The sequence below is a fragment of the Streptomyces olivochromogenes genome, from assembly GCF_021538895.1.
GTDB lineage: Bacteria > Actinomycetota > Actinomycetes > Streptomycetales > Streptomycetaceae > Streptomyces > Streptomyces olivochromogenes_A.
Window position 1 is genome coordinate 1 of sequence record NZ_JADDRL010000021.1, and the last position, 22,444, is coordinate 22,444.

Consider the following 22,444-nt stretch of genomic DNA (forward strand, 5'->3'; position numbering starts at 1 on the left):
GACTCCCGCCGCGCGTCCTGCGTGCGTACGGGGGGTGCGGCGGGGGAGTTGTCCCGGCCGCCGTACAGCTCCGCCGCCGTGGCCACGACGCGCAGGCAGGCCGGGCCGTCCAGGGCGGTGTGGTTGACGGTGAGGATCAGCACGGTGCCGTCGCCCTCGGGCACGGCATCCAGGCGGATCGGCGGGGCGGAGGAGAGCGGGGGAGCGCAGTCCAGGGCGCGCTGCCGGGCCCGCCCCCGGGCGTCCGGTTCCGGCGGCGGGAAACGGATCACCTCCACGTCCGGCTCCGCCGTCAGCTCCCACTCGTACCGGGCCCGGTACCAGGGCCGGGGAGCCTCCCGCATCAGGCTGCGCGGATGGCGGCGCAGCGCCTCCCCGAAGGCCGTGCGCAGCCGCGCGGGATCCAGTCGGCCGGGCAGGTGGAGCTCGATGTGCACGGTCTCCGGTTCCGCGTCCTGAAGACAGTGCCGGGCGACCTCGTCGACGACCGGGAACGGGACCCGGGACGGGGGCCGTGCCGGACCGTCCGGCCGGTGCTGGAGCGCGGTCATGCGGGGGCACCTCCGTCGGGGTGTCCGGGTCCACGGGCGGAGACGGTCGGTCCGGCGGCGCCCGGCGGGGACTTCTCCTCCGGTGCGGCGGAGGCGGGCCCCGGCGCGGGCGCGCCCAGGGGACTGGAGCCGCGTATCCGCCGCGGCAGCGGCGCCGTCGGCGCCTCCGAGTCGTCGGGCGTGCCATCCCCGCCCGGTGGCGGGACCTCCCGGACGCTTACCAGCCCGGCGAACAGCCCGATCAGCGCGAGCAGTTGGGCCGGATGGCCGAAGGAGCCGTGACCGGCGGCCACCGGTTCCCCGGCACCGGTCGCCGCCGCGATCCCGGCTCCGGCGAGCGCCACGAGGGCGAGCGGCACCAGCAGCGCGTGCCGTCGGCGGGCGAGCAGTGCCAGGGCCGGCACCAGCAGGGCGAACCAGCCCGCGATCACCACGGCGACCAGCGTCAGCGCCACCGTGCCCAGCCACACGCCGGGCGGCGCGGGCACCGGCTGCGGCTCGTCCGGATTGGGCGCGCGGCGCCGCCACAACACCAGGCCCACCAGGGCCGCGAGCCCCACCGCGCCGCCGATCAGGCCGCCCTCGTAGGTCGTCGCCGGTCCGTACGACAGCTTGACCGTGCCGCCCGCCCCGGCCGGGACACGCCAGCCCTGCTGCCAGCCGTCGAGCCGGAGGGGGGTCAGCTCCTTGCCGTTCAGGGTGGCCCGCCAGCCGTCGTTGTAGTTCTCGTACGTCGTCAGGTACGTGGCCGCGCCCGAGCCGACGGTCACCTCGCGGCGGTCGCCCAGCCAGTCCCGTATCCGCAGCTCACGCCCCGGACCGGCGGCCTCGTTCACCGCCCCGCGGGTCAGCGTCACGTCCGTCAGAACCAGGGGACCGGTGTCCCCCGCCTCGACCCGGTGCGTGCCCGCGGTCAGCTCCAACGCCGCGTCCTCGCTGCCTTCCTGGCAGGGCGTCACCGCCACGCGCCGGCGCTCCACCAGGTCCCGTACGGTCCCCTTCACGCTCGTCGGGTACAGCTCGCCGTCCACCGCCAGCACCGGGCCCTGGCCGCACGGCAGGGAGAACGTCCGGGTGGGGGCCGGCTGCCGGGTGCGATAGCCGTCGAGCGCCGGGAGGTACGCCTCGGTGAGTCCGACGGGGAGTTGCAGGTCCTCGTCGGCGACGGGGTTGTGCAGGGTCAGCGGCGCCGTCTTCGTGATCGTGATGTCGAGCCGGTCCGTGGTGATCGGGTCGAAGCGGACCATGCCGTTCTCGTCGACGCCCGCGGTCGTCGCACCGTCCGGGGAGCTGATGTCCACCTCGGTCGGACGGGTCGACAGGCCGCCCGCGGGGACCAGCACGAGCTCGCCCACGGGCTGCTTGCCCTTCCAGCTCAGATGGATCGTGGGACGGTCGCCCGCGATCCACGCCGTCGTCAGGTCGCCGTCGGTGAGATTGCGCGCGGACAGGCCCGCGCCCAGGGCCGCGGTGGAGTCCGCGGTCGCCGTGATCCGGTTCTTCTGGTCCGGCGCAACCCGGTACAGCAGTTTGTCGAGCGCCTCGCCCGGCACCGGCACCGCGCTCGCCGCCACCTGGTACGACCCCGCCGTCCCCGTGGCGAAGGCGCGGTGCAGCCCCACCTCGGTGCCGGTCGCCGACAGCCCGGTCGGGTCGGCCGCGCGGTGCAGGGAGACGACCTCGGCCGCCGCGTCGGAGCCGTCGGCGTCGGTGGGCAGCCGCAGCATGCGGGTCACCCGCACGTCAGGCAGGGCGATCTCGGAGAAGCCCGCGCCGGTGAGGCCGGAGCGCCGGGCCACCGAGTCGACGATCGTCAGCTTCATCCAACGCGTCGTGCCCGCCGGGGCCTTGACGGTCTGCGTCATGCCGTCGGGCCGCAGGAAGCTGCTCACCGAGCCCTTCTCCGTCGTCACCCGCACCCGGGTCGCGGCGGCCCGCACGCTCTGCTGCGGCAACGGCGTCACCTTCACGGACGACGGCATGTCGTACGGCCCGTCGAAGCCGACGCGCAGCCACTGCCCCTTCGCCGAGCCGGGCGCGCCCTCCGCCCACGCGGTGGCCGGGTCGCCGTCGAAGGCGTTCACCGGGTCGTACTGCGGGAGGTGGAAGAGCCAGTTGCCGTACGACGAGGCCGTCACCGAGCGGGCGCCGCGCAGTTGGGCCACGGTCTGGTGGCGGATGCCGTCGGTGGGCAGGATCTGGCGCGGCTTGTCGCCCGCGTCCTGCACGGCGTCGGGCGCGTTGCGCTCGTCGCGGGTGTACGTGTACGAGGTGTTGGCGTCGACCAGCCCGAACCGGGTGTCCGCCCGCCGCAGTCCGTCGCCGACCAGTTGGAGGCCGGGCGAGCCGACCCCCGGGTGGTTGTCGCCGGTGAGCACGGTAGCCCGGTCGCGCAGCCGCGCGGCGAGCGGCAGCAGTGCCTCGGGGCCGCCGGAGACGACGGCCGTGTCCGCGGCCGACAGCAGCCGGGCCTGGCCGGGCCGCGGCACGTCCTGGTCCACCGGCTCGTAGATCTCCACCGCCCGCTGCCTCGGGTACAGCCCCTCCACCTGGAGCGGGGTGCCGTGGGCGATCCGGCCGCCGGTCATCACCGGCCCGTAGCCGGTCACCCGCTGGTACCCGGACTGCTCCAGGGTGCGCTTGACGGTCGTGGTCGGGACGTAGCCGATCTGGTCGGGGTCCAGGTCGTTGCGGACGACGACGTAGTGGATCCCGGCGCGGCTCAAGTAGTCGGCCAGGCCGGGGACTTCGCCACCGCTCAGCAGCGCCTGCTCGACCGCGTCCATCGCCCGCCGGTTGCCCGGGGTGCCGAAGGGCACGAAGTCCCGCTGCGCCCAGCGGCTGTCGGCCAGCACGTCCAGGGGGTGGTCGACGGGGGAGCCCCAGGTGTAGAGGCCGTGCGCGGTGGCCGGGACGACCAGGGCGCGGGAGTCGGGGGAGTACTTCTTCAGCCAGTCGGCCGTGGTCTGCCAGTACTTGGGCAGCTGCTGGAACGAACCGGGATTCAGGATCGACCCGTTGAGGTACGGCCACAGCAGCCCCGGCAGCACGAGGACCGCCGCGACCAGCGGGGCGAAGCGACGCCCGCGCACCGGGCGGGCGCCGCGCGGCTCGGCGGCCACGCCCACCAGATGGGCCAGCCCGAGCACGAGCGCCAGCGCCATGCCCGCCTGGAACTTGTAGATGTTGCGGAACGGCACCAGCGGGCCGTTCAGCCAGTCCTGCGCGACCCCGTGGAAGGGCGCCCCGAACGCGCCGCCGTACCCGGCGAGCGTGATCAGCACGGTGGTGAGCACCGTCAGCACCAGCCAGCGCCGCTCCGGCAGGTCGCGCCGGGCCAGCCCGGCCAGCCCGAGCCCGGCGGCGAGCGCCGAGCAGACGATCACCACGACCGCGGAGGCCACGCTCCAGCCCGCGGGCAGCCAGGCCTCGCCGAGATGCAGATAGGCGACCCAGTTCCCGCCGCCGCGCAGCGCCTCCGTGGCCGACATGGTCGCCGTCGTCGTCTGCGAAGTCTCCACGTAGGGAAGGAAGTTCTCCCCGTACACGCCGAGCAGCAGCAGCGGGATCCACCACCAGGCCGTCGCCACGAGCACTCCGGGCACCCACCAGGAGATCAGCTTGCGCTGCCGCGGTCCGGGCGGGCGGGAGAGCAGGTACAGCCCGGCCGGCAGCAGGGAGGCCAGGGTCGCGGCCGCATTGACGCCGCCCATGAACGGCACGACCAGTGCCGAGCGCAGGGCCGCGACCCGGGCGGTGTACCGCTCGTCGGCCAGCGGCAGCAGCACCCACGGCAGGAAGGCGCCGGGCAGCGCGGCCGCCGAGGTGGAGCCGACCACCACGGTGAACACCGGCCACAGCGCATAGGCCACCGCCCCGAGCAGCCGGGACGCGGGGGTTCCGACGCGCAGCCGCTCGGCCAGCCGCAGCGCACCCCAGAACGCCACCGACACGATCAGCGACAGCCACAGCCGCTCCACGAGCCACACCGGCAGGGACACCGCGTGGCACAGCCAGTGGAACGGCAGCATCGGCCACAGATAGCCGGCGTACTGGTCCTGGATCCCGCCGAAGGATCCCTGGTCGTGCCACAACTGGCCGAGATCCGAGAGGAATCGGCCCGGGTCGACGGTGACGCCCAGCTTGGTGTCGAACGTCTGCCGACCCGGGCGCACCGCGAGGAACAGCACGAACAGCACGGCCCAGAACCCCAGCAGCCAGCGCCGCGACCGCGGGCCCTCCGGCGGGCCCGAGCCGGCCGTGGTGGTGGGGACGGCTGCCGGGGGAGGGGCCTGGACCGTGGTGGTCATGCGGGACACCGCCGGAGGACGAGGAGGAGGTTCCAGGTGGCCAGCTCGCGGATGCCGGGCGCCTTCACCACGGCTTCCGCGAGGAACGGCCAGTAGCGGGAGCGGGCCGAGACGACCGTGACGTCGTCCCGGGCGCGCACCTGCCGCAGGGTGGCTCCGATGTGCACGGCGAACAGGTTCTCGCCCAGGGTGTGCTTCGCCGGCCGTCCGGTACGACGGCGGTAGCGGGCGCGGGCCCGGTCGGCGCCGAGATAGTGCCAGGGCGCCCACTCGTGACCGCCCCACGGGGACAGCCAGTTGGTGAACGACACGTAGATCAGGCCGCCCGGCCGGGTCACCCGCACCAGCTCGCTGAGGAACGTCCGCGGATCCGCCACGTGTTCCAGGACGTTGGACGAGAACGTCACGTCGGCGACCCCGTCGGCCAGCGGCAGCAGATAGCCGTCGGCGATCACCGTCCCGTCGGGCGGCTTCTCACCCAGCTCGGTCACGTCCGGCTCGAACAAGTAGGCCTGTGCGCCCCGGCGCCGGAACTCCTCGGTGAAGTACCCGCCGCCCCCACCGACGTCCACGACGATCCGCCCGACCACCGGCCCGTCGTAGCCCTCGACCTGGTCGACGGCGTCCCGCGCGAGCAGGCAGTAGCAGGCCTCGGGGTCGTCCTGCTCATGCCGGAAGGCACGGAAGAGAGCCAGCGAGCGCCGAAGGGAGGGATCCTTCAAACCCCGGTGCCCCGTAGCGCCCCCATAGGGGCGCGGGGAACTGCGCGACCAGCCAAAACGAACCGGCAGTCGCGCCACGCCCTTACCGACACGGCGCATAGGCGTCACCGCCCCCAACCCCGCACCGCCTCGGCGGCAACCGCACGGAACTGTCTCACGGTGCCGTCCCAGCGATAGCGCGCCGCACGATCGCGGGCAGCCTTGCCCAGAACCTCCCGCCGACGCGCGGACAGCGCCACCGTGCACCAGGCCGCCGCGAACGACGACTCGCCGCGCGCGAGCACGCCGGTCTCGCCGTCCACCACGGAGTCCCTGAGGCCCGGCACGTCGAAGGCGATCGTCGGCGTCTTACGCGCCGCCGCCTCCGTGACCACCAGACCCCAGCCCTCCAACGCCGACGGGTGCAGCAGCAGCCAGGCCTCGCACAGCAGCCGGTGCTTCTCGGCCTCGGTGACATGGCCGGTGAACTCCACGCCGGGACCGGCCAGTCGCTCAAGGCGTCCGCGCTCGGGCCCGTCGCCGACGATCACGAGACGGCCGCCGGTGACCGGCCGTACCCGCTCCCACAGCCGCAGGAGCAGATCGATCCGCTTGTACTCGACCAGCCGCCCCACCGCCACGAACAGCGGCTCGGGCGAGCGGTCCGCGCTCGGGCCCGGCTCCTCCACGCCGTTGTGTACGACCCGGATGCGGTCCCGCTCCACACCGATCGCGCGCAGCGCGTGGGCCGTCGAGGGGGAGACGGCGACCAGCAGGCTCCGGTGCTGGGCGCCGGTCAGCGCCCACCGCTCCAGTCTTCGGCCGATGCGTGCGGCCGGCGCCAGCGGCCCGCTCAGCCGCATCCGCCACAGGTCGGTGTGGACGTGGTTGACCAGGCACAGCGTGGGGCCGCGGTGCCACCGTGGCGCGAAGTACGGCATGCCGTTGCACACCTCGACGAGCAGGTCGCAGTCCCCGACCCGGCGGGTGAAGGCCGACCGGGCGCGCAGGTAGTGGTCGTAGGTGCCGCCCGCGGAGACCACCTGGTAGTCCCGGAAGGCCGGGGGTCCGCCGCACAGCAGGGTGACCTGGTGGCCGAGGCGGGTCAGCCCGTCCGCGAGCCGGTCGACGAGGAGTTCGGAGCCGCCGGCGGAGGGGTTGCCGAGGTCCCGGTGGGCGAGGAAGACGATCCGGCGCGGTTGTGGGGGGAGCGCCGAAAGGTGCCGCGTGCCCTGGGGTGAGGCGGCGCGCGGCGAGGACGGTACGTGCTGGGGCATGGGAGCTCCAACTCGTCTCGGGGTGCGGAACTCAGTGGGGGGAGGATCGATTCTGTGGCTGGTTCGGGTACTTCCTGAGAGCAGGGTGTGGGCGGCCTGTGCGCGGGGTGGGGTGGACAGTTTTCGCCCCGCCGTCCGCCAGGGCTACTCACCGGGGTGACAATTTCGGGGCTTGTTGGAGCTGACGCCCTGTCACATCGTGAGTGTGGGGGCGGTGTTTTCGGATGTATCCGGACGCCTCCGGCCGCGTACCACCAAAACGCCCCCCACCGCCGCCAGGACGAATCCGGCCACAGCGGCACCGACCGGCAGGGTCCGCCCCACGAGCCGCAGCAGGCCGCTCTCCTTCTTCGCCAGTCTCACCTGCTCCTTCTGCGTCCCGGTGGTGAACCCCAGCTTCTCGCTGTCCAGCAGGACCACCGCGTCCTTCGTCGTCCCCGGCGCGCGCAGTGTCCGCCGCGGCCCGACCTGGGCGTAGATCACCCGGCCGGTGCGCTGGTCGGCGACCAGCTCGATGCCGTGGTTCGCGTACCACTCCTCGGCCTGCACCTGCGGACGCTTCGGCAGTCCGACGAGGCTCCCCGGCACCAGACGCTCGCCGATCCGGGTCGGCGCCACGGTCCCGGTGAACCGGTAGCCGCGGTAGCCCTGGATCTTCCTGGTGCCCGCGTAGTGCAGCGTGACCGTCGACCCGAGGGAGTTGTCCCACCACTGGTAGGAGCGTTTGCGCACGTCGAAGGGGAACTTCAGATACGCGTCGCCCTCGAAGTACGGGTTCTCCCGGCAGCAGTGCACCGGCTTGTTGGTGCCCCGGTCGGTGACCCAGCGGTTCAGGAAGAACTCCAGCGCGTCGTGCGGATCGGCGGCCGGCAGGGTCCGGTCGGTGTCGACGGTCGTGGTCACGTCCCACACCGCCCGCCCGCTGCGCTCGCCGTCCTCGACGTCCCCGCGCACCACCTGGGTGATCGTGATCCGCCGGTCGGCCACGGTCCGGATCTGCCCGGTGTCGAAATAGCTGCCCGTGCCGGTGTAGACGGCGGTGGTGTCGATGTCGATCGGATTCACCGCGGCACGCGGCTCGACGTACCACGCCAGCAGCGGGGCCAGCACCAGCAAAAACGTGCCGAGGCCCAGGGTGATCAGGGAAAAGGGCGAGGCTGTACGGCGCATCCGGCACTCCAGGTCCGAGAGGGAACAGTGCGCGTGCGAGTCGACCCACCCCTATGGGCCGGGAACCGTAGGCGCCTCTTGACGGAGTGTCAATGACTGCCGACACTGGGCCGGACAGACAGGGGTGGCGCGGCCCGGGGCGGGGGACGAACTCCGGACAGAGAGGCTGACCCTGCGATGTCCAGACTGCTCGCCGCCGCGCTGACCGTCGTGGCCGCCGCCGCCCTCGCGGTGGGCGCCGCGCTCGGCATCGTCGCGCTGCTCGACGCCCGGCCCGACCAGCCGAACACCCCGCTGATCACGTACGAGCAAGCGGGCCAGGGGAGTTGAGCCGTGGCCGTGACGTCGCGCGAGAAGCCGTACGCGCCCGCCGGCCGGGGGCACTGAACCGTGCCCGCCCGCTCCCCGGCCGTGTCCGCCCGCTCGGCCTGGCACGACGTGCCCCGCCTGAAGGTCCGCCGGTTCGCCGCGCTCGCCATGGCCGAGGCGCCCGCGCTGGCCGAGGAGATCCTGCGGGAGATCCGTCGCGAGTACCCCGCCCTGCCCGTCGTCCTCGACGAGAGCGGCGAACCCATGGCCCTCATCGGCATCCGCCGCGCCATCGAGGTCTTCGTGCAGCACCTGGAGCACTCCGAGGGCCGGCCGACCGTACCGCCCGGCGTCTTCCAGGAGTTCGGGCGCGGCGAGGGCATGGGCGGCCGCAGCCTGGACGCGTTGCAGGCCATGTACCGCATGGGCGTACGGCTCGCCTGGCGCCGCTTCGCCGAGATCGGCCAGCGCGTCGAGATCCCGCCGCCGGCGATGTACGAGCTGGTCGACGCGGGCTACGAGTACCTGGACGGCCTGGTCGACCAGTCCGTGCGCGGCTACGCCGAGGCCGCCGCCCGCCGGGCCGGGGAACGCCTGCGCCTGCAGCGCCGGCTGATGGAACTGCTCCTCGCCGAACGCCACCGGGGCGATCCGGCCGACGCGCTGGCCGAGCGGGCCGCCCGGGTCGGCTGGTCGCTGCCCGCGAAGGTCGCCGTGGGCGTGCTGCTGCGCCCGGCCCGGGAGGCGGTGGCGCCCGCCGTGGGGCAGGGGGTGCTGCTCGACATGGAGTACGAGCAGCCCCGCATGGTCGTGCCCGAGCCGGACGCGGCCGGGCGGCCCGAACTGCTGCACCGGGCGCTGACCGGCTGGTCCGGGGCGATCGGGCCCCCGGTGGCACTGGCCGACGCCGCGAAGTCGCTGCGCTGGGCCCTGGCCGCCGTACGCCTGATGGAACGGGGCCTGCTGCCGGGCGGGGAGGTGCTGTACTGCACCGAGCACACCGAGGCCCTGGTGCTCCTGCAGCCGGAGGAGCTGATCGACGACCTGGCGCTGCGCTGCCTGGCACCGCTCGCCCACTGCGGGCCGACGCACGGCCGCAGGCTCGCGGAGACGCTGCTGGCCTGGCTGGAGACGCGCGGCGGAGCCCCGGAGGTGGCCGCCCGGCTCGGCGTCCACCCGCAGACCGTCCGCTACCGGCTCCGCCAGATCCGCGAGCTGTGGGGCGACGAGATCGACGACCCGGACCGCCGCTTCGAACTGGAGCTGGTCCTGCGGGCGCGCCGACTGCGCGGACAACTGGGCGATGCGCGAGCACACGGCTAGACCATTGCCCGCGCAACCCTCCATGACTAGCCTGTGTTCGTCATGCCGATCGTCTGTTGAAATCTCGAACACAGGCGCAGACCCAAGGGAGGGGGCCGGACATGGGACGCCTCGTACCTGCCGTGACCCGGGCTCTCGACATTCTTGAGCTCTTCCTCGACGGTGACGGGACACTCTCCGCCCCCGACATCGTGCGCAAGCTCCAGCTGCCGCGCACCACCGTGCACGAACTGGTCACCACGCTCGCGGCCCGCTCGTACATCGTGCCCGTGCCCGGACAACCCGGACGTTACCGGCTCGGCGTGCGCCCGTACCAGCTCGGCAGCCGCTACGCCGAGCAGCTCGACCTCGCCGCCGAGGGCCAGCAGGTGGCCCGGTCCGTCGCCGAGACCTGCGACGAGACGGTCCACGTGGCCATCCTCGAAGGCACCGACGTCATCTACATCGCCAAGGTCGACTCCACGCACGCCGTGCGGATGGTGTCGGCCGCCGGCCGCCGGCTGCCCGCCCACTGCACCTCGGTCGGCAAGATGCTGCTGGCCTCGCTGCCCGAGCAGGAGCTGGCCTCGCGCATCCCGGACGGCGCCGAGCTGGCCGCGATGACCCCCAACAGCATCACCGAACCGGCCGCCCTGCGCGCCGCTCTGGCGGAGATCCGGCAGCACGGCATCGCGCTGGAGAGCCGCGAGTCCAACCCGGACGTGAGCTGCGTGGCCGCCCCGGTGCGCGACCGCACCGGCCAGGTGGTCGCCGCCCTGTCCATCTCCGTGCCCATGATCCGCTGGAGCGACGAGCGCCGCGCCGAGCTGGAGGAGCTCGCCGTCAAGGGCGCCACCGAGCTGTCCGAGCGCCTGGGCCACCGGGGCGTGGCATGACGGCGTACGAGGTCGCGGTACGGGCGGCGGCGAGCCTCGGCGAGGGCCCCACCTGGGACCCGGCGGCCGGCCGGCTGATCTGGGTGGACGTCCTCGGCTCGCGCGTGCACACCTACGACCCCGCCACCGGCCGCCGCACGGTCCGTACGACCGACCAGCACGTGGGCGCGGCCAAGCCCAGGGCGGGCAGTGGACTGGTCCTCAACCTCCGCGACGGCGTGGGCCTGTTGGACCCGGACGACACCTTCCGATGGCTGCACCACGAGCCGGTCCCCGGCCGCCGCGCGAACGACGCCGCGGTCGCGCCCGACGGCTCCCTGTGGGCGGGCACGATGCGCTACGACGAGGCGGCGGGCGGCGGCACGCTGTCCCGTCTGACCGCCGACGGGGCCGTCGAGACGGTCCTGCCCTCCGTCGCGGTCAGCAACGGCATCGGCTGGAGCCCCGACGGAAACCGCCTGTACTACGTCGACTCCCCCACCCGCCGCGTCGACGTCTTCGACCTCGACGGCGAACGGGCCGTGAACAGACGCCCGTTGGCCGAGATCGAGGAGGGTGCCGGCTTCCCCGACGGCCTCACCGTCGACGCCGAAGGGTGCGTGTGGGTGGCCCTGTGGGACGGCGGAGCGGTCCGCCGCTACACGCCCGACGGCGACCTGGACCGGGTGCTCCTCCTGCCGGCCCCGCGCACCACGGCCTGTGCCTTCGGCGGCCCGGACCTGACGGACCTGTACATCACCACGGCCCGGACCGGACTGGACCGGCCGCACCCCGTCTCGGGATCGCTGCTGGTGGTGCCGGGCGCCGGAAAGGGGCTGCCGCAGCCGGCGTTCGCGGGCTGACGCCCGGGCCGGGGAGTCCGCGGCCGGCGGCGCGCTACAACAGCCCGCCGGCCTTGCGCTCCTCGGCCGTCAGCGGCGGCCCGGTCAACTGCGGCTTGAGCGGGCCGATCGCCGCCGCCAGCAGCACGTCGGGGGTCAGCAGCACCTCCGCGCCCCGCTCCAGGGACGTCACGTCCGTGACCCTGCGGGCGACCCGGCCGTTGCCGGTGGCGGTGCGCATCAGCCGGTCGACGTACGCGGCCACGATCCGGTCCCGGAGCGTGGGGCCGTTCTCCGTCGCGCCCGGATAGAACACGTCCTGGCCTATCGCCAGGTCCCAGGCCGCCCGGACCGGCCGGGCCACCGCCTTCTGGACACGGCGGGACAGCCCAGTACTGCCCCAGCCCTGACGCCGGATCACGTCCCGCAGGATCCTGACGCTCTGGGCGGCGGCCGCCAGACCCTGCCCGTAGATCGGGTTGAACGCGGCGAGCGCGTCGCCGACGACGACGAAGCTCTCCGGCCACACCGGCATCCGCTCGTAGAGGTAACGGCGGTTGAGGGTGGCGCGGGTGACCGACACGTCGGAAAGCGGTTCCGCGTTGTCGAGCAGGTCGCCGATCACCGGGTGCGGCAGGTCCCGGGCGAAGCGGATGAAGTCGTCGTTGTCCGCGGAGGGTTCGCCGCCGCGGGTGCCGGACAGGGTGGCGATCCAGCGCCCGTTCTCGATGGGCACCAGCCAGCCCGAGCGGCCGGGGACGCCGGCCCGCGGGTCGGCCTGCACGTTGACGATCGGGAAGCCGTCCCGGGCCTGGTCGGGAGCGAGATAGAGCCGGCTCGCGTACACCAGCCCGGAGTCCACCTCGCGCCGCTCCGCGGCGGGCAGTCCGAGCGCGGCCAGCCAGCGGGGTGCGCCGGAGCCGCGCCCGGTGGCGTCCACGACGAGGGCGGCGGCGAGGGTGCGTTCCTCCTCGTCCCGGGTGCGGATCCGTACGCCGGTGACCTGCGTGCCCGTCCCGGTGAGCCCCACCACCTCGGTCCCGCCGAGCAGTTCGACGCGCTCGTCGGCGAGGACCTGGGCGCGGATCGTGGCGTCCAGGAGGTCGCGGCCGGCCAGGATCACATGGTGGGACTCGGGCCAGCGGCGGAACCAGCCCTGCGAGGACAGCGCGACCACGTCCGTGGTGACCGGCAGCCGGTGGGCGCCGACGCTCAGGAACATCTCGGTGATGCCCGGCAGCAGGTCCTCCACGGCCCGGACCCCGCCGGACCAGAGCATGTGGGCGTGCCGGGCCTGCGGCAGCCCGCGGCGGGGCTCGGGACCGTCGGGCAGGACGTCGCGGTCCACGACCACGACCCGGTCGGCGAAGCCGGCCAGGGCCCGCGCGGCGAGCATGCCGGTATGGGATCCCCCCAGCACGACGGCGGTTCTGACGGCGGGGGCGGAACGTTCACTCATGCGCGGGCACTCTCTGCCGGGGCGGTCGCTCGGGCGCGCACCGCCTCGATGTCGTCGGGGTGGCGGAGAACCCGGGACACGGCCTGGATCTTCTGGAGCAGATAGGTGGTGTCCGGGCCGGACGAGGCGGCGGTGCCGTCGGTCTCCGGCGACCGTTTGCGGGTCTCGACGGCGTCCTGGATCGTCACGGCGGCGGCCAGCGCCTCCGCCCGGCCGGGATCGGATCCCAGGGCCAGGGCGGCCGCGTAGGACCGGGTGCGCAGGCCTTCGTCGAGGTGCCGGGAGAGCTGGAGGAGCGCGTCGCGGATGAACGTCTCGCGGCGGATGAGGCGCAGTTCGCCGGTGGAGCGAGGCGTGAAGGGCTCGCGGTTGCCGGTGGCGGTGCGCATCAGCAGGTACAGGGGCCGCAGTTGCCAGTGGCTGACGCGGACGCGCCAGCGCTCGGCGAGGTACTGGCCCGCGTGCGGGATGATGAAGCCCACGGCGACCAGGGTGGCGGAGACACAGGCGGCCGACGGCGCCAGGTAGGTGCTCAGCCAGTCCAGGTCGTGGCCGGTCCAGCGGGCGCCGACGGCGCTGAGCTTGGACGCGTCGAAGAGCAGGTTCGTCGCGTAGCCGACGCCCAGGAACCTCAGTCCCCAGCGCAGCCAGGCGTCGAGGCCGTCGGTGCGGATCCAGTTCCAGATCAGCCGGGCGGTGATGGTGCAGGCCACGGTGTGCGCGACGAGGTAGAGCAGGATCTCCTCGCGCATGAACGGCGTGGTGGCGTAGTAGGTGTCCAGGTCCTGGAGGCGCTCCACGGGGACGTCCGCGAGGGCGAACAGCACCCACAGGGCGATCACCACACCGGCGTAGACGGAGACGACCCAGCGCGTCGCGTGGCGGGTCGCGGCCGAGCGGTCGGACAGGCCGTTGCGCCAGGCGATGATCAGCAGCAGCCAGGACGCGCACAGCGCGGTGAGCAGGGAGTACACCCAGGGCGCCGAGATGTTCGGCACGCCAGTGACCCGGTTGGTCCAGGCGATGGTCTTGGGGGCCGCGAAGACGAACACCGCGCAGGCGAACAGCAGCAGACCGCCGACGGCGCGCAGCAGCGGGTCGCGCCACATCTTGATGATGCTGGGCAGTTTGATCGCCAGTGCGACGGTGAGGACCACCGTCGGCAGCCAGAAGGAGATGTACAGGCCGCGGGACAGGTCGGGTCCGGGCAGGTCGAGGGCGTACGTCACCGTGTCCCCCCTCCGCGGTAGCCCATGGAGCGCTGGACCGGGTCGAGGCGGGCATCGGGCCCCCGGCCCGACAGCAGGGGCCGGAAGGCCGCGGCGAGCCGGTGCCCGAAGTCGTCGGCCTCGGCCTCCTCGGCCTCGTGGGAGCCGTTGCGGGCGGCCACGGTCAGGGCGATGTCGTCGCGGCCGGCCAGCGCGTGCACGGTGGCCGCGCCGACGCCGTAGTGGTGCCGGTGGCCAGCCTGCATGTGCCACAACTCGTGTCCGAGTATCACCAGTTGCTGCAACGATTCGGCACGTTCCTCCACGATGACCAGATCGAAGTCCGCGAACTCCACCCACAGGCCGGTGACTTCGATCTCGTCGGGAAACCGCTCGAACCGCAGCTCGACGGGCCGCCCGTCGCGGCGCGCGCTCATCTCCTCGCACAGCGCCCGGCACAACGCGCGTACGTCGTCCGGGGGGCGGGGCCGCGCGCGCACCGCACGGGCGAGGTCGACGGCGAGGCCGCGCATCGACAAGGGGGGACGGCGCCGCCGCCACCGCGCGGCGATCCGGGCCGCCCGCTGTCGCGCGCCCGCGATGTCCATGGGTTCCCCCTTCTCACCGCCGGGCGGCGGCTTGTCCGAGATTACGCGCCCGGATGTGTTCGCGTCATGCGATCCGGCCGTCCGAAAATCTCGCCCGGGGCGCGGCCGTCAGCGGCCGGGGGAGAGCACCGGTGTCACCGGAACCCCTCCGGCCGCGCTGCCCAGCAGCGTCAGCCGCACCCGTCCCGGGCCCGACAGCGTGGTCAGTTCGGACAGGACGGCCAGCGCCAGGGTGTTGGTGCCACGGGTGCGCAGGATGCCGTTCGGCAGGACGAAGGTGTGCTGCGGGCCGACGTCGTTGATGTACTGGCCCATGTTCCAGCCGTTGAGGAAGATCTGCGCACGGTAGGACCGGTACGGGTCGTCCTCCAGCACGAGCCCCACCGAGGCGTCGACATCGGCGGGCACCGCCAGCCGGAACGAGGTCCGGTACCAGGTCACCCCCTGCCGCCGCTCGGCGCGCGGGAAGGCCACGGTCTTCCAGTCCCGGTCCGGGAAGCCGGGCAGATGCCAGCCCTCCCGCTCCCCGAACAGCCCGCCGTTGTTCTGCGGACCGCGCACCGGGTCGGCGGCCCGCTCGCCCTGGATGCGCCAACTCACCTCGGGGGAAGCGCCCTTGAAGGTGACCGCGGTCAGTCCGCGCGCCACCTTGTGGGTGTCGAGCGCCTTGCCGTCCTGGTCGTGCTGCATGCGCCGGACCAGCACGGACAGCACGTGCCGGCCGGGGCCGCGCAGCTGCTCGCGCACCGGGAACACCGCCGTGTCCGCCCAACTGCCCTTGCGGACCGTGCTGTCGTCCGGCACCGGCATGCGGTGCGTGCCCAGCGGCTCCCCGTCCAGCCACGCCATCAGCAGCCCCTGGGTGCCGGTGCTGTAGGCGAGCGAGACCTCCTCGACGGCCGCGGAGTCCGTGAAGGTGCCCCGGTACCAGACGTCGCCGTAGTGGAAGCCGTAGTCGTCGGCGAACAGCACCGGCCCGCCCTTCGGCACCGCGGTGGTGCTGAACGACGACGTCCGGTCGGCGGCCCGCCACCGGGAGTCGTCGAAGTTCGGCCCGGCCTCCGGGTTCTCCGTGCGCATCCGCCAGCCGCCCAGCTCGGGCAGTCGTACCTCGGGCGCGCCCGGCAGCAGCGTCTCGGCCACCAGGCTCTTGGACAGGGCCAGCCGTGTGGGCACCCGGCGCCCGTTCCACTCGACGCTCTCGATCCCGCGCGGCCCCCACACCTCCAGGCCGGTCTGCTCCACGAGGTCACCGGTCAGCCTGACCGTGCCGCCGTTCAGCTCGGCGTGGCGCAGCAGCGCCGGTCCGTAGACCAGCAGGCTGCCCGAGGGCGTGTCGTACGGGAACAGGCGGACGGCGGTCGCGTGGTCGGCGAAGAGCAGCAGCAGCGGGGTCTCGCTCTCGCCGCGCTCGACCAGCACCCGGGTGAGCCCGCCCTTGCCCAGGGGCACGTTCACGTGCAGGGCGTTGCGGTCGTAGACCCAGGCCGCCTCGGCGTCCAGCCGGGTGACGTAGGGCTCGCTCGGGCACTCCAGCACCAGGTGCGCCATCTCCCCGGTCTGCCCGGTGAACACCGCGATGTCCTGCCGTCCGGCGGTCAGGCACATCATGGGCTGCGCGGTGCAGTACCTCAACTTGCGCCCGCCGAGGGAGAGTCCGGTGGTCAGCAGCCGGGCGTCGTGGGCCGGGACGGTCAGTTCGAGGTCGCCCGCGGCGGTCGGCACCCGGGAGGTGACCTCCTCCGTGCCGTCGTTGCGCACCACGTACACATGCGCCTCGGTGTCCGGATTGGTGAGGTGGTACACCTTCAGCCCGTCGGCGCGCACGTCCGCCGCCCGGTCCAGCTTGGCGAAGTCGGGCACGCGCTGCAGCAGATGCCCGAGCTCGTGCATCGGGGCGATCTTCTCGGTGACCTTGCGGCCCTCGTCGATGGCCGCGCCGTAGTCGTACGAGGTGTAGACCACCGGCGCGGGCAGCCAGCCCCACGAGGTGCCGCCGAAGGTCATGTAGACGTTGTGCAGGGTGATGCCGTTGGCCAGGTTGGTCAGGTAGAAGCGCCGCTCGTAGGCCGCGTCCCGGGTGCGCCGCGACTCGGCGTACCCCTTGCCGTCGAACCAGACACCGCCCCAGGGATCGAACCAGCCGCCCCCGAACTCCGGCACGAACCCCGGCGTATGCGGACTGGCGGTGGCGCCGCCCTTGAGCCCGCCGATCCCGAAGTGCCCCCAGTCGGGCGGCGGCTGGCTCGGCGACGGGTACCCGTCGAAGCCGTACAGCCAGCCGTCCTGCTCCGCCCCGGTGTCGAAGGAGCCCGGGATCCAGTACCCGTTCCGCCCCTTGTCGTTGTGGAACAGCGGTACGTCGATCCCGTCCGCGCGCACCTTCCGGTACAGATGGGACATGTAGTCCCGCCCGGCCGGCTCCTTCACATGGGCGTCGTACTCGTTCTCGATCTGGTAGAGCAGGATCGTGCCGGTGCCCTCGGTGAACAGATGGCGGCGGGCGATCCGGTTCACCGCCGTGAGCCATTCGTCGGCGTACGCCAGATAGGTCGGGTCGGCGGTCCGTGCCGTGCCCTTCGTGGCCGTGAGCCAGCCCGGGAAGCCGCCGCCGTCGATCTCGGCGTTGATGTACGGCCCCGGACGCAGGATGACGTACAGCCCGGTCTCGGCGGCCATGCGCAGGAACAGGTCCAGATCCCGGATGCCGGAGAAGTCGTAGTGCCCGGGGGCGGCGGAGTGGTAGTTCCAGGACACGTAGATGCTGACCGCGTTGTAGCCGTGCGCCCGCATCTTCTGCAGGACGTCGCGCCACAGGGACGGGCTCGGCAGCCGGAACGGGTGCATCTCCCCGGACCACAGGACCAGCCGTCGGCCGTCGACGACGAGCGAGTAGTTGTCCCACCCGATCGTGTGCCGCCGGCCGTCCGCGGTGGGCGGGGCGGGCGCGGGGCCGGTCGGCACGCCGCGTGCCGCGTACGCCGAGGGCGCCCCTGGGCCGCCGCTGCCGCCCAGGGCGAAGCCGAGCGCGGTCGAGCCGGCGAGGGCACTGAAGGTACGTCTGCTGAGCGCCAAGGGATCCTCCCGGGCGATCTTACGGGGCGCGGGTCCGGCCATTGTCCACGCGGGCACGCCCCACAATGGACGCATGAGGATCTCGGCACGGGCGGATTACGCGGTACGGGCGGTATTGGAGCTCGCCGTGCGGCAAGGAGAGGGCCCGGGCCCGGTGAAGGCGGAGGAACTGGCCACCGCGCAGGACATCCCGCACAAGTTCCTGGAGGGCATCCTGGCCGACCTGCGGCGCGCCGGGGTCGTGGACAGCCGGCGCGGCGGGGGCGGCGGCTACCGGCTGGCCCGCGCGGCGTCGGAGATCACCGTGGCGGACGTCATCCGCGGGGTGGACGGCCCGATCGTGTCGGTACGCGGCGAACGCCCGACGGGGCTCGCCTACACCGGCACGGCCGAGCCCCTGCTCCCCCTGTGGATCGCCCTGCGGGCCAACGTCCGCCGGATCCTGGAGGGCGTCACGATCGCCGACATCGCGGCGGACGCACTGCCGGACCCGGTACGACAGCTGGCGGCGGAACCGTCGGCCTGGGAGAACCCCTGAGAGCCGGAAAGGCCGGGATGGCCGAGAAAGTCGGTGAGGCCTGGAAGGTCGGGAAGGTCGGCGCGGTGGGCGGTGTGAAATCCGCTTTTGTGAATGGCCTGAGTTCGCCCTGACCGGTGCGCGTGCGGCTCGCTACGTTGCGAGCGCCGCCTCGGCCTTCACAGGATCCGCACAGTTTCTCCAGGGGTCGAGGCGGTCAACCCCCCACTCGACTACTGGGAGAAATCCATGGCTGGTGGACTCCTGCTGAGCGGTGCCGTAGCCGCTCTGCTCACCACCGCGATACCTGCTTCGTCCTCCTCGCCCGTCATCGACAACCCGCCCCCGGACAAGATCGTCATCGACGTCGCCACGGTGAACGGCTCCGGCTGTCCGGCCGGCACGGCCGCCGTCGCCGTCTCCCCCGACAACACCGCCTTCACGGTGACCTACAGCGACTACCTCGCCCAGGCGGGCGGGAACTCCGACCCGACGGCGTTCCGCAAGAACTGTCAGCTCAACCTGATCGTCCACGTCCCGCAGGGCTTCACCTACGCGATCGCCAGCGCCGACTACCGGGGCTTCGCGTCGCTCCAGTCCGGGGCGAGCAGCACGCAGAGAGCGTCGTACTACTTCCAGGGCTCGCCGAACACCGCGTCCAAGACCCACCCGTTCAGCGGCCCGTACAACGACGACTGGCAGGCCACCGACAGCACCGACTGGGCCCAGCTGGTGTGGTCGCCCTGCGGCGTGCTGCGCAACTTCAACATCAACACGGAGCTCCGCGTGAACGCGGGGACCTCCGCACCGGGCAAGGTCAGCTTCATGACCATGGACTCGACGGACGGGGACATCAGCACGGTGTACCACCTCGCGTGGAAGCAGTGCCCGACGTCCTGACGCCGGTCTAGGAACCGGGAGCAACGGGGGAGTGCCGAGCGGGCGGCGTCACGCGTCGCCGCCCGCTCCTGGCCGGGCTCGGGGCAGGGCCTACCCCGCCTGCCCCATGCCCGCCGCGTTCGGCCAGCTCTGGGCGTTGGGCCACCCGGTCGCGGGGGCCGGGGTCAGGCCGGGAGCCGGGGCCCCGGCCGGTGCCGTCATGCCGCGGACCTGCGCGGCCGTGAGCCCGCCCCGGGCCGGGACCCCGGGCGGAGTCGGCCCGGTCATCGCGGCGGCCGGCGCCGGAACCGACACGGGGGCCTGCGCGGGGAACGGTGCGGGCACCGGCGTGGGGAACGGTGCGGGCACTGGTGTGGGGAACTGCGCGGGCACCGGTGTGGGCAGGGCCATCGGGGCGGCGGCCGGTACAGGAGTGGGGACGGGAGCCGGAGCCGGCATCGCGGCGGGCACCGGCATCGGAACCGGCATCGGCGCGGGCGCCGGCATCTGCATGGGCGCCGGCATGGGCGCGGACATGGGCTGTTGCGGCACCGGTGCCGCTTGGGCTGCCGCCGGCATCGGCATCCCGCCGCCGGCCGGCTGGGCGGCGGCGGGGAGCGGCATGCCGGTGCCGGCGGCCGGGGCGACGGCCGGCCCCGGGGCGGCGCCGGCACCGACGGCCTGCGCGGCAAGCCCCAGCATTCCGGCGCCATTGGTCTCGCTCACCAGCCGGTCCACCGCCGCCGTACCCGAGCTGTAGCTGGTCCCGGTGCCCAGCTCGGATACGGCGGCTCCCCTCCTGGACCCGTAGAGCACCGACTCCAGGCCGGACACCAGGCGACGCACGTCGACCTGGGGGCGCACCACGAGCCTCAGGAAGCGGCTGGAAGAACCGATCTTGTTGCCGCATTCGCGGACCAGGATCCGGTGCTCGGTGAGCATCCGGTCCCGGACCACGGTGCCTTCGGCGCCGACGGGAAGGCGCACGAAGAGGAAGTTGCCCTGCGAGGGGTAGACCGTCAGGCCGGGCAGGGCGGAGAGCTGGCTGGCCATCTCCAGGCGGTCCCGGCGCACCTGCATCAGGCTCTGCGCGTACTCCGCGCCGTGCTCGCGCAGCATGAACACCACGTGCTCGGCGAAGGAGTTGAGGTTCCACTTCGGCAGCATCGAGCGGATACGGCCCGCGAGCGACGGGTTGGCGACCAGGTAGCCGAAGCGGATGCCGTGCAGGCCGAAGTTCTTGCCCAGGCTGCGGAGCACGACCACGTTGGGCCGCAGCATCGCCTCCTGCACGACGCTCGGCTCGGCCTCGGCGTCGGCGAACTCCAGGAAGGACTCGTCGATCACCACCAGGTCCAGGTCGGCCATCGCGTCCATGAACTGCACGAGCGACTGGCGGGGGATGTACCCGCCGTCGGGGTTGTTCGGGTTGCAGACGACGGCCACGCGTGTGCCGCGTTTGCGGATGAACTCCCCGTACTGCGCCAGGTCCAGGGCGAAACCGCTGGACTCCTGCAGCGGGAACATGTCGACCCGCTTGCCGGTCTCCATCGGCTGGTCGGTCCAGCGGCCGAAGGTGGGGACCGGGACGGCCAGGGACTCGCGGACCAGGAGGTGGTCGATCCAGGTGATGAGTTCCGTGGAGCCGTTGCCCATCGCCACGCACTGCGGCGGCAGCTGGAGCAGGTTGCACAGCTCGGCCGTGATCGTGTCGGCGCTGCTCGGGTAGTACGTGATGATGTCCCGGAGCCTGGCCGACATCTCCTCGAACATGGCCGGGGTGGGGAAGTACGGATTGCAGGGTATGCAGAAGTCCACCGGCCCGGCCCCCTCGCCGCCCTCTCGCGTCAACGCAGCCATCGACGGGCTGTGCGCCGCGGTGCTGCGGAACAGCGAGGTGACGTTGTCGGCCATGGAACCTCCGTATGAGGCGAGCCCGGCGGGGACGACCGGGCTCGTCGTCTAAGGGTGGCCCGTGCGGGGGAGCACGGGCCGCCCATGAGTACGGGGACGAGCGTGACGCTGTTCAACTCATGTGAAAGAAGTGTGAGTTCGCGACTCTCCGGGTACGGCCGCTCACGCGCCGAACGTGTGGATCGTGGTCGTCCGGTAGGTCTGCCCCGGCCGCAGCACGGTCGAGGGGAACGCCGGCTCATTCGGCGAGTCCGGGAAGTGCTGTGTCTCCAGGCAGAGCGCGTCGCCCTGGCGGTAGGTGCGGCCGCCGGTGCCGGTGAGGGTGCCGTCGAGGAAGTTGCCGGAGTAGAACTGCAGCCCCGGCTGGTCGGTGGCGATGCGCAGGGTGCGGCCGGAGTGCGGGTCGCGCAGGGTGGCGACGTGCTCGGGCCGGGCGGTTGTGCCCTTGTCCAGCGCCCAGTTGTGGTCGTAGCCCTTGGCCTGCACCTGCTGGGGGTGGGCGGCCCGGATGTCCCGGCCGATCGTCTTCGCCTCGCGGAAGTCGAAGGGGGTGCCGTGGACCCTGGCGAGTTCGCCGGTGGGGATCAGGCCCGAGTCGGTGGGGGTGTAGCGGGAGGCGGCGATCGTGAGCTCGTGGTTCTCGATCGTGCCGCTGCCCTCGCCGGCCAGGTTCCAGTAGACGTGGCTGGTGAGGTTGACGACGGTGGCCTTGTCGGTGGTGGCCGCGTAGTCGATGCGCCAGTCGCCGCGCCGGGTGAGGGTGTACGTCACCTTCGTCCGGAGCGTGCCCGGGTAGCCCATCTCGCCGTCGACGCTCGTGTAGTACAGGTGCAGGCCGACGTCGGAGCCCTTGGTGAACGGCTCGACGTCCCAGATGTGCTTGTCGAAGCCCTGCTTGCCGCCGTGCAGGCTGTTCACGCCGTCGTTCACGGACAGCTGGTACGACGTGCCGTCCAAGGAGAACCGGCCCTTGCCGATGCGGTTGCCGTAACGGCCGATCAGGGCGCCGAAGTACGGGGTCTTCGCCACGTAGTCGTCGATGTTGTCGAAGCCCAGGGAGACGTTGGCGTAGTGGCCGTGCCGGTCGGGGAGCTCCAGGCCCTGGACGACACCGCCCCAGTTCAGGACCTTCAGCCGGGTGCCGCCGTTCTCCAGCGACCAGCGGTACACCTTGGTGCCGTCGGCGAGCTTCCCGAAGAGGGACTTCACCGGCGACTTGCCGGCGGAGGCCTCGGCGCCCGCCGCGGCAGCGGCTGATGTCGCTGTGGTGCCGAGGGTGGTGGCGGCGATACCCGCGGCCGCCGCGCCTGCAATGACCGTACGTCTGTTCAGTTCCATATACAGCACTCCCTTTTTGCGGCTCGGTTCGCCTCCGGGGCGCCCGAGCCGGTGTCGAGACGACGACCGTGCTCAGCAAATGGAGGTCGGGCCCCGTACCGAATCCGAC

General features: G+C 72.8%; 16 protein-coding genes and 1 pseudogene. 6 read left to right on the forward strand and 11 right to left on the reverse strand.

The window, feature by feature from the left end; translation table 11 throughout:
- From IPZ69_RS13210 to IPZ69_RS13230, 5 genes and pseudogenes are all read right to left on the reverse strand, one after another.
- A pseudogene (locus IPZ69_RS13210) lies at window positions 1–551 on the reverse strand (condensation protein); the annotation flags it as partial.
- A complete protein-coding gene (locus tag IPZ69_RS13215; protein WP_235454285.1) occupies window positions 548–4,861 on the reverse strand; it encodes an alpha-(1->3)-arabinofuranosyltransferase in 4,314 nt (1,437 codons plus the stop codon). The gene IPZ69_RS13215 and the pseudogene IPZ69_RS13210, both read right to left, overlap by 4 nt.
- The gene (locus tag IPZ69_RS13220) at window positions 4,858–5,583 is read right to left on the reverse strand and encodes a class I SAM-dependent methyltransferase (protein ID WP_235454286.1); all 726 of its coding nucleotides are present in this window, start codon (window positions 5,581–5,583) and stop codon (window positions 4,858–4,860) included. The genes IPZ69_RS13215 and IPZ69_RS13220 overlap by 4 nt, the downstream gene beginning before the upstream one ends.
- 104 nt (window positions 5,584–5,687) lie before the next feature.
- Entirely contained in the window at window positions 5,688–6,839 is a 1,152-nt protein-coding gene (locus tag IPZ69_RS13225) for a glycosyltransferase family 4 protein (protein WP_235454287.1), read from the reverse strand.
- Window positions 6,840–7,031: 192 nt separating this feature from the next.
- Window positions 7,032–8,009, reverse strand: a complete 978-nt coding sequence (locus IPZ69_RS13230) for a DUF3068 domain-containing protein (protein WP_235454288.1) — start codon at window positions 8,007–8,009, stop codon at window positions 7,032–7,034.
- Between the two features lie 177 nt (window positions 8,010–8,186).
- Between IPZ69_RS13230 and IPZ69_RS13235 the strand changes: the two genes are divergently transcribed.
- From IPZ69_RS13235 to IPZ69_RS13250, 4 genes are all read left to right on the forward strand, one after another.
- Window positions 8,187–8,339: a hypothetical protein gene (locus IPZ69_RS13235; protein ID WP_235454289.1), complete on the forward strand. Its 153-nt coding sequence runs from the start codon at window positions 8,187–8,189 to the stop codon at window positions 8,337–8,339.
- Window positions 8,340–8,399: 60 nt separating this feature from the next.
- Entirely contained in the window at window positions 8,400–9,641 is a 1,242-nt protein-coding gene (locus IPZ69_RS13240) for a helix-turn-helix domain-containing protein (RefSeq protein WP_235454290.1), read from the forward strand.
- A 101-nt stretch (window positions 9,642–9,742) separates the two neighbouring features.
- Window positions 9,743–10,516 carry an IclR family transcriptional regulator gene (locus IPZ69_RS13245; protein WP_235454291.1) on the forward strand — a complete coding sequence of 258 codons (774 nt, stop codon included), beginning with the start codon at window positions 9,743–9,745 and terminating at the stop codon, window positions 10,514–10,516.
- A complete protein-coding gene (locus IPZ69_RS13250) occupies window positions 10,513–11,358 on the forward strand; it encodes an SMP-30/gluconolactonase/LRE family protein (protein ID WP_235454292.1) in 846 nt (281 codons plus the stop codon). Before IPZ69_RS13245 ends, IPZ69_RS13250 begins: the two co-directional genes overlap by 4 nt.
- A gap of 34 nt (window positions 11,359–11,392) precedes the next feature.
- On the opposite strand, the gene IPZ69_RS13255 is transcribed toward IPZ69_RS13250, so the two are convergent.
- The 4 genes from IPZ69_RS13255 to IPZ69_RS13270 form a co-directional block, all read right to left on the reverse strand.
- A complete protein-coding gene (locus tag IPZ69_RS13255) occupies window positions 11,393–12,796 on the reverse strand; it encodes an FAD-dependent oxidoreductase (RefSeq protein ID WP_235454293.1) in 1,404 nt (467 codons plus the stop codon).
- On the reverse strand, window positions 12,793–14,025 hold the full coding sequence (locus IPZ69_RS13260; protein ID WP_235454294.1) for an MAB_1171c family putative transporter: 1,233 nt from the start codon (window positions 14,023–14,025) through the stop codon (window positions 12,793–12,795). Before IPZ69_RS13260 ends, IPZ69_RS13255 begins: the two co-directional genes overlap by 4 nt.
- Entirely contained in the window at window positions 14,022–14,612 is a 591-nt protein-coding gene (locus tag IPZ69_RS13265; RefSeq protein ID WP_235454295.1) for a toxin-antitoxin system, toxin component family protein, read from the reverse strand. Before IPZ69_RS13265 ends, IPZ69_RS13260 begins: the two co-directional genes overlap by 4 nt.
- A 108-nt stretch (window positions 14,613–14,720) precedes the next feature.
- Window positions 14,721–17,687: a beta-galactosidase gene (locus IPZ69_RS13270; RefSeq protein ID WP_235454296.1), complete on the reverse strand. Its 2,967-nt coding sequence runs from the start codon at window positions 17,685–17,687 to the stop codon at window positions 14,721–14,723.
- A 73-nt stretch (window positions 17,688–17,760) separates the two neighbouring features.
- Here IPZ69_RS13270 and IPZ69_RS13275 point away from each other — a divergent pair, with 73 nt between their 5' ends.
- Together IPZ69_RS13275 and IPZ69_RS13280 are read left to right on the forward strand one after the other, a co-directional pair.
- Window positions 17,761–18,225, forward strand: coding sequence for an RrF2 family transcriptional regulator (locus IPZ69_RS13275; RefSeq protein ID WP_235454297.1), 465 nt, complete (start codon window positions 17,761–17,763; stop codon window positions 18,223–18,225).
- A 228-nt stretch (window positions 18,226–18,453) separates the two neighbouring features.
- Window positions 18,454–19,104 (forward strand): DUF4360 domain-containing protein, encoded by a 651-nt coding sequence (locus IPZ69_RS13280; RefSeq protein ID WP_235454298.1) that lies wholly within the window; start codon window positions 18,454–18,456, stop codon window positions 19,102–19,104.
- A gap of 90 nt (window positions 19,105–19,194) precedes the next feature.
- Here IPZ69_RS13280 and IPZ69_RS13285 read toward each other — a convergent pair whose 3' ends face one another.
- Window positions 19,195–20,997, reverse strand: a complete 1,803-nt coding sequence (locus tag IPZ69_RS13285; protein ID WP_235454299.1) for a pyridoxal phosphate-dependent aminotransferase — start codon at window positions 20,995–20,997, stop codon at window positions 19,195–19,197.
- Window positions 20,998–21,159: 162 nt separating this feature from the next.
- Entirely contained in the window at window positions 21,160–22,335 is a 1,176-nt protein-coding gene (locus tag IPZ69_RS13290; protein WP_235454300.1) for an aldose epimerase family protein, read from the reverse strand.
- Between the last annotated feature and the right edge of the window lie 109 nt (window positions 22,336–22,444).

What these genes read in the sequence shown, in the direction of transcription:
- IPZ69_RS13255 (WP_235454293.1), bottom strand. Translation starts at nt 12,796, where the DNA reads ATGAGTGAACGTTCCGCCCCCGCCGTCAGAACCGCCGTCGTGCTGGGG.
- IPZ69_RS13285 (WP_235454299.1), bottom strand. Translation starts at nt 20,997, where the DNA reads ATGGCCGACAACGTCACCTCGCTGTTCCGCAGCACCGCGGCGCACAGC.
- IPZ69_RS13265 (WP_235454295.1), bottom strand. Translation starts at nt 14,612, where the DNA reads ATGGACATCGCGGGCGCGCGACAGCGGGCGGCCCGGATCGCCGCGCGG.
- IPZ69_RS13215 (WP_235454285.1), bottom strand. Translation starts at nt 4,861, where the DNA reads ATGACCACCACGGTCCAGGCCCCTCCCCCGGCAGCCGTCCCCACCACC.
- IPZ69_RS13250 (WP_235454292.1), top strand. Translation starts at nt 10,513, where the DNA reads ATGACGGCGTACGAGGTCGCGGTACGGGCGGCGGCGAGCCTCGGCGAG.
- IPZ69_RS13230 (WP_235454288.1), bottom strand. Translation starts at nt 8,009, where the DNA reads ATGCGCCGTACAGCCTCGCCCTTTTCCCTGATCACCCTGGGCCTCGGC.
- IPZ69_RS13245 (WP_235454291.1), top strand. Translation starts at nt 9,743, where the DNA reads ATGGGACGCCTCGTACCTGCCGTGACCCGGGCTCTCGACATTCTTGAG.
- IPZ69_RS13275 (WP_235454297.1), top strand. Translation starts at nt 17,761, where the DNA reads ATGAGGATCTCGGCACGGGCGGATTACGCGGTACGGGCGGTATTGGAG.
- IPZ69_RS13235 (WP_235454289.1), top strand. Translation starts at nt 8,187, where the DNA reads ATGTCCAGACTGCTCGCCGCCGCGCTGACCGTCGTGGCCGCCGCCGCC.
- IPZ69_RS13225 (WP_235454287.1), bottom strand. Translation starts at nt 6,839, where the DNA reads ATGCCCCAGCACGTACCGTCCTCGCCGCGCGCCGCCTCACCCCAGGGC.
- IPZ69_RS13280 (WP_235454298.1), top strand. Translation starts at nt 18,454, where the DNA reads ATGGCTGGTGGACTCCTGCTGAGCGGTGCCGTAGCCGCTCTGCTCACC.
- IPZ69_RS13290 (WP_235454300.1), bottom strand. Translation starts at nt 22,335, where the DNA reads ATGGAACTGAACAGACGTACGGTCATTGCAGGCGCGGCGGCCGCGGGT.